This is a genomic window from Agromyces binzhouensis, from assembly GCF_004135055.1.
Taxonomy (GTDB): Bacteria; Actinomycetota; Actinomycetes; order Actinomycetales; family Microbacteriaceae; genus Agromyces; species Agromyces binzhouensis.
In genome coordinates this window covers 1-5,125 of record NZ_SDPL01000223.1, presented here as the reverse complement: position 1 = coordinate 5,125, position 5,125 = coordinate 1, and the positions used below count along the sequence as shown (strand labels likewise).

General features: G+C 72.5%; 5 protein-coding genes. 3 read left to right on the top strand and 2 right to left on the bottom strand.

Going from position 1 to position 5,125, the window contains the following annotated elements; genetic code table 11:
- Positions 1–237 precede the first annotated feature (237 nt).
- Positions 238–1,260 carry a hypothetical protein gene (locus tag ESO86_RS11215; RefSeq protein WP_129235042.1) on the top strand — a complete coding sequence of 341 codons (1,023 nt, stop codon included), beginning with the start codon at positions 238–240 and terminating at the stop codon, positions 1,258–1,260.
- A 77-nt stretch (positions 1,261–1,337) separates the two neighbouring features.
- Here ESO86_RS11215 and ESO86_RS11210 read toward each other — a convergent pair whose 3' ends face one another.
- The gene (locus tag ESO86_RS11210) at positions 1,338–3,074 is read right to left on the bottom strand and encodes a glycoside hydrolase family 13 protein (RefSeq protein WP_129235040.1); all 1,737 of its coding nucleotides are present in this window, start codon (positions 3,072–3,074) and stop codon (positions 1,338–1,340) included.
- Positions 3,075–3,189: 115 nt separating this feature from the next.
- Positions 3,190–4,209: a LacI family DNA-binding transcriptional regulator gene (locus ESO86_RS11205; protein ID WP_129235038.1), complete on the bottom strand. Its 1,020-nt coding sequence runs from the start codon at positions 4,207–4,209 to the stop codon at positions 3,190–3,192.
- 177 nt (positions 4,210–4,386) lie between these two features.
- On the opposite strand from ESO86_RS11205, the gene ESO86_RS18880 reads away from it, so the two are divergent.
- The gene (locus ESO86_RS18880; RefSeq protein WP_165307681.1) at positions 4,387–4,551 is read left to right on the top strand and encodes a hypothetical protein; all 165 of its coding nucleotides are present in this window, start codon (positions 4,387–4,389) and stop codon (positions 4,549–4,551) included.
- A 10-nt stretch (positions 4,552–4,561) separates the two neighbouring features.
- Positions 4,562–5,125, top strand: a 564-nt coding sequence (locus ESO86_RS11200) for a PH domain-containing protein (RefSeq protein WP_207207100.1), incomplete at its 3' end; no start/stop codon positions are given.

Sequence of the window (5,125 nt, the reverse complement as noted above, 5' to 3'; positions counted from 1 at the left end):
CGCCCCGCCCGGCTCGCCCCGCCCGGCCCGCCCGCCCGGACCTGCCCGCCCTCGCGCTCACGGTCGGGCTGTGCCCTCACGGTCGGATGCAGCATGGCCTGCGCTGCACAGATCGACCGTCCGTGCGAGGTGGGGGTGGGGGAGCGAGCACTCCTCCGCAGGGCGGACTCCGCGAGGGGACTGCACGGATCGTCGATCGCCGGCACCGCTGCGTGCCGGACCGCGCAGCATCGAGGCATGCGCGAACCGTTCCCGACCCGTGACCACGGTCTCGTCTACGCGCTCGACCTACGCAGCGTCGGCCGGGAGCGCGAGCTCTACGCGGCGGCGAAGGCCGGCACGATGGAGCGGCTCAGGCCCGGCGCCTACCGATCGAGGCCGCCGACGGACCCCGAAGAGTCGCCCGCCGAACGCGATCGCAGCCGCTACCGGATGATGGTCCGCGCGGCGGCCGCGCAGCTCGATCGCCCGGTGTTCACCGGTCATTCGGCGATCGCGCTCGCCGGCATGCCGATCCTCGGCCCGTGGCCCGACGAGGTGTTCGTGCGCTCGAGGAACGGCACGGCCAGCCGCCGTCGCGGTGTCGTGACGATCGCCCGCACTGCGGACGTCCCGATCACGGCGCGCGCCGGCATCGCGATGACGTCCATCGAGTTCTCGCTGATCCAGGTCGCGCGGCGCGCTCCACTCGAGGCGGCGCTCACTGCGACCGACGCCGCGCTGTACACGCCGCCGTGGGGCGGCGCCGTTCCGTGGACCAGCATCCACCGACTCCATGCCGAGCACGAGCGGCTGCTGCCGTACCCGGGGAGCCGGCGGATGGACGAAGTGCTCCGACGGGCGACGGATGGCGCTGCCACGCCCCTCGAGACCCTGAGCCGCCTCGTGATCGAAGAGCTCGGCTTCCCCCAACCCGTGCTGCAGCATCGCCTCAGGCTGGACGAGCTCGAGCGAGACGCGTACCTCGACTTCTGGTGGCCCGACCACGGCGTCGTCGGTGAAGCGGACGGCCGGGGGAAGTATCGCGGCCGCGCCCGGGCGGCGGCATCCGGTGCCCGTGGCACGCGTGACCCGGCCGCGCTCGCCGCGGCGACGGTCATCGACGAGAAGCGCCGGGAGGACGCCATCCGTCGCCGTGTGCGCGGCTTCGCCCGCTGGGACTGGGCTGAGGCGATGCGTCGTCACCCGATCGACCACTACCTCACCGCAACCGGTCTCCCCAAGACCCGTCGCCCACGTCGTCTGCTCACGCAGAAGTGAGATCTGTGCACTGGAGGTCGATTCGAGGGTGACCGCCAGTGCACAAGCCGGCCGTCTACGCGGGGCGCGGGGCGCGCTCAGCGGAGCCAGAGGGTGGTCTCGGGCGGAATGGCGGCGGGTGCGGGCACGGCGGCCTCGCCGGCGGCGGCGTCCGAGGCGCTCGAGAGGATGACGTCGAGGCCGGCGAGGCCCGCGGGCAGCACGAACGGCGTCGTTCCGAAGTTCGTCACCACGGTCCATCCGGTCGGACGCTGGAACGCGAGCACGTCGGCCGCTGCGTCGGCCCCGCCGGCGCCCTCCTCGAGCGAGATCCATGCCAGCTTCTCGGCCCCCTGCAGCTCGTGGCGCAGCGCGAGCGCGCGGCGGTACATCGAGAGCGTCGACGTGGGGTCCGACTCCTGCGCGGAGACCGCGTACGACGCGATCCAGGCCGGCTGCGGCAGGTGCGAGGCATCCGAACCGGCCGGCCCGAAGCCGAACGACGGCGCGTCGGCGATCCAGGGCAGCGGCACGCGGCATCCGTCTCGCCCGACCTCGACGCCCGCGTTGCGGAAGAACGACGGGTCCTGGCGCTCCGAGTCGGGGATCTCAGGGACCTCGGCCAGCCCGAGCTCCTCGCCCTGGTAGAGGTACGCGCTGCCCGGCAGGGCGAGGAGGAAGAGCGTCGCGGCGCGCGCTCGCCGGAGCCCGCGTGCCGCGTCGACCACGGGCGAGACCCCGCCCGAGAGCAGCCACGCCTTGCCGAGGTCGTACTCGAACGTGTGGTCGTCGGGGAGGCCGTAGCGCGTCGCGTGCCGGACCACGTCGTGGTTCGAGAACACCCAGGTGTTCGACGAGCCCGACTCGGCCGCGAACGCCATGTTGCGGTCGACGATCTCGTGGAACTCCGCGGCGTCGAAGTTCGCGCGCAGCAGGTCGAAGTTGAACGCCTGCCCGAGGCTCGTCGGCGCCGCGTAGCGGTGACGGCGGGTCGGCGCGACCCACGCCTCGGCGACCGCGATGCGCGGCGGGTCGTACTCGTCGAACACCGCGCGCCACTCGGCGTAGATCTCGTCGAGCTCCTCGCGATCCCACAGCGGGTGGGAGCCGTCGGTCGAGAGCTTCGTGGCCTCGAGCTCGGCGTGCGAACGCAGGGGGTAGGTGAGGTCCTTCGCGAGGGCGTGCGCGACGTCGACCCGGAAGCCGTCGACGCCGCGGTCCGACCAGAAGCGAAGGGTGCGGAGGAAGTCGTCGCGCACCTCGCGGTTCGCCCAGTTCAGGTCGGGCTGCTCGGGCGCGAACAGGTGCAGGTAGAACTGGCCGTCGCCCACGGGCTCCCACGCCGACCCGCCGAAGATCGACTGCCAGTCGCTCGGCGGCTCCGTGCCATCCGGGCCCTCGCCGTCGCGGAAGATGTAGCGCTCGCGCGCCGCCGACCCGCGCGGCGACGCGAGCGCCTCGCGGAACCACTCGTGCCGGTTCGACGAGTGGTTCGGCACGATGTCGGCGATCAGGCGGATGCCTGCGGCATGCAGCGCCGCGATCATCTCGTCGAACTCGGCGAGCGTGCCGATCTTGGGGTCGACGTCGCGGTAGTCGTCGACGTCGTACCCGCCGTCGGCCAGCGCCGACGGGTAGAACGGGGAGAGCCAGACCGCGTCGACGCCGAGCTCGACGAGGTACGGGATGCGCGACGTGATCCCGCGGAGGTCGCCGATGCCGTCGCCGTTCGCGTCGGCGAAGCTGCGCGGGTAGATCTGGTAGACGGCGGCCTGGCGCCACCAGTCGGGGTCGGCGGCGAGCACGGTGGCGTCGTCGAGCGTGGCGTCGGTCATGACGGCTTCCTCTCTGGCGTGGCCGGATCGTTCAGCGGGTGCCGCGCGCCGGCGAGCGCTCGGGCATCCGCGCAGGCTAGCCGATCCGACTTCGGATCCGCCCCGGAGGCGCGCCTCAGCGCTCGGGCGGGACCGCCGTGGAGGAGCGCACGCGGAGCTCGAACGGCAGGGGAGTCGCGGCCGGCGGCGCGGCATCCGGGCCCGGCTCGAGCTGCTCCATCAGGATCTCGACCGCCTTCTCGCCCTGGCCGCGCGGGAACTGCGCCACCGTGGAGAGGCCGAAGAACTCCGAGAGGTCGTAGTCGTCGATGCCGATGATCGAGACGTCGCGCGGCACGACCATGCCGAGGTCGCGTGCGGCGAGGATGGAGCCGATGGCCATCTCGTCGGACGCGGCGAAGATCGCGGTCGGCCGGTCGTGCGGAACGCCGAGCAGTTGCTTCGCGGCGTGGTAGCCGCCCTGGATCGTGAAGTCCGCCGGGGCGAAGATGCGGGGGTCGGGCTCGACGCCCGCGTCGCGCAGCGCCGCCTCGTACCCGAGTCGGCGGTTCGTCGGCAGGTGGAAGTCGAGGTCGAACTCGAGGTCGCCGCCGATGTGGGCGATACGGCGGTGCCCGAGGGCGAGGAGGTGCTCGGTCGCGAGCCGGGCGACCGCGGCGTCGTCGATCGTGAGCGTGCGGACGCCCGGGATCGGACCGCCGACGCCGACCAGGGGCTTGCCGAGGTCGTGCAGGCGCTGCACCTCGTGCTCGGTGAGCTCGAGGGAGACCGCGACCACGGCGTCGACCCGCTGGCGGAGCAGGAAGTGCTCGAACACGCTCGAGCGCTCGCGGCCGTCGCCCGACAGGTTGTACAGCGTGACGTCGTAGCCGTGCCGGAGCAGCGCCTGCTGCGCGCCCTCCAGCACCGATGCGAAGAACCACCGGTTGAGGAACGGGATCACGACGCCCACGTTGCGCGTGCGACCCGACGCGAGGCTCGACGCGTTGGACGAGACGACGTAGCCGAGCTGCGCCGCGGCATCCACCACCTTGGCCTTCGAGGCCGGGGAGACGTGGCCGCGACCGCTCAGGGCGCGCGAGACCGTCGCGGTGGAGACCCCCGCGAGCTTGGCCACCTCTTCGATGCCGACCATGGATTCCTCGCCTGACGCCGTCCGTCGGGAGCGCGGACCGGGCCAGCCGATCCTATCGCCGAGCGGAGTGGCGCGTTGAGGGCCGACCCGGCGTGCGGTAGAAAAGAGCGGGTCCGGGGCGGGCCTTCGGGGGGCCTGGCTTGCCCACACCCACCTCTACTCGAAGGGACCACCGCCGTGAAGTGGGTCAAGCGCATCGCCATCGGGCTCGTCATCGGGTTCGCCCTGTTCTACACGATCACGAGGCCCGAAGATGCGGCGAACGCGGTCCAGGGCGCCTTCGCCGCCGTCTGGGGCGCCGCCGAGGCGGTCGGCCGCTTCTTCACCTCGCTCGCATCCTGACGGAGCGCACGTGACCGCCGACGCCCGCAGCATCTTCGACCCCCGCGTCGAGCGGTTCCTCATCGCCGACGAGGGCGAGGTCGTCGTCGACGAGGTCGCGAAGCACTGGGCGGCGATCGTCAAGCCGGTGCTCGGGCTCGTGGCATCCGTGCCGTTGCTGCTGCTCGCGTTCGTGGTGCCGCCGCAGGCGTGGTGGCTGCCGGCGGCGCTCGCGATCGGCCTCGCCTGCTTCTGCCTCTGGCGGATCCTGCAGGCGCAGATGGACCGGTTCGTCATCACGAACATGCGCGTGTTCCGGGTGCACGGGATCCTCACCCAGAACATCGCGACCATGCCCCTCTCGCGAATCCTCGACATCTCGGTCCACCGGCCCGTGCTCGGCCGGATCTTCGGCTTCGGCCACATCGTGTTCGAGTCGGCCGCGCAGCGCCAGGGGCTGAACGAGATCCGCTACGTCGGCTCGCCGAACGAGCGCGACCTCACGATCCAGCGCGTCATCGCCCGCGCCGGCCTCCGCGGACCGCTCAACCGGGCGACGGGGGTGCCGCTGGGCGGCGGGCCCGGCGCGGCGGGC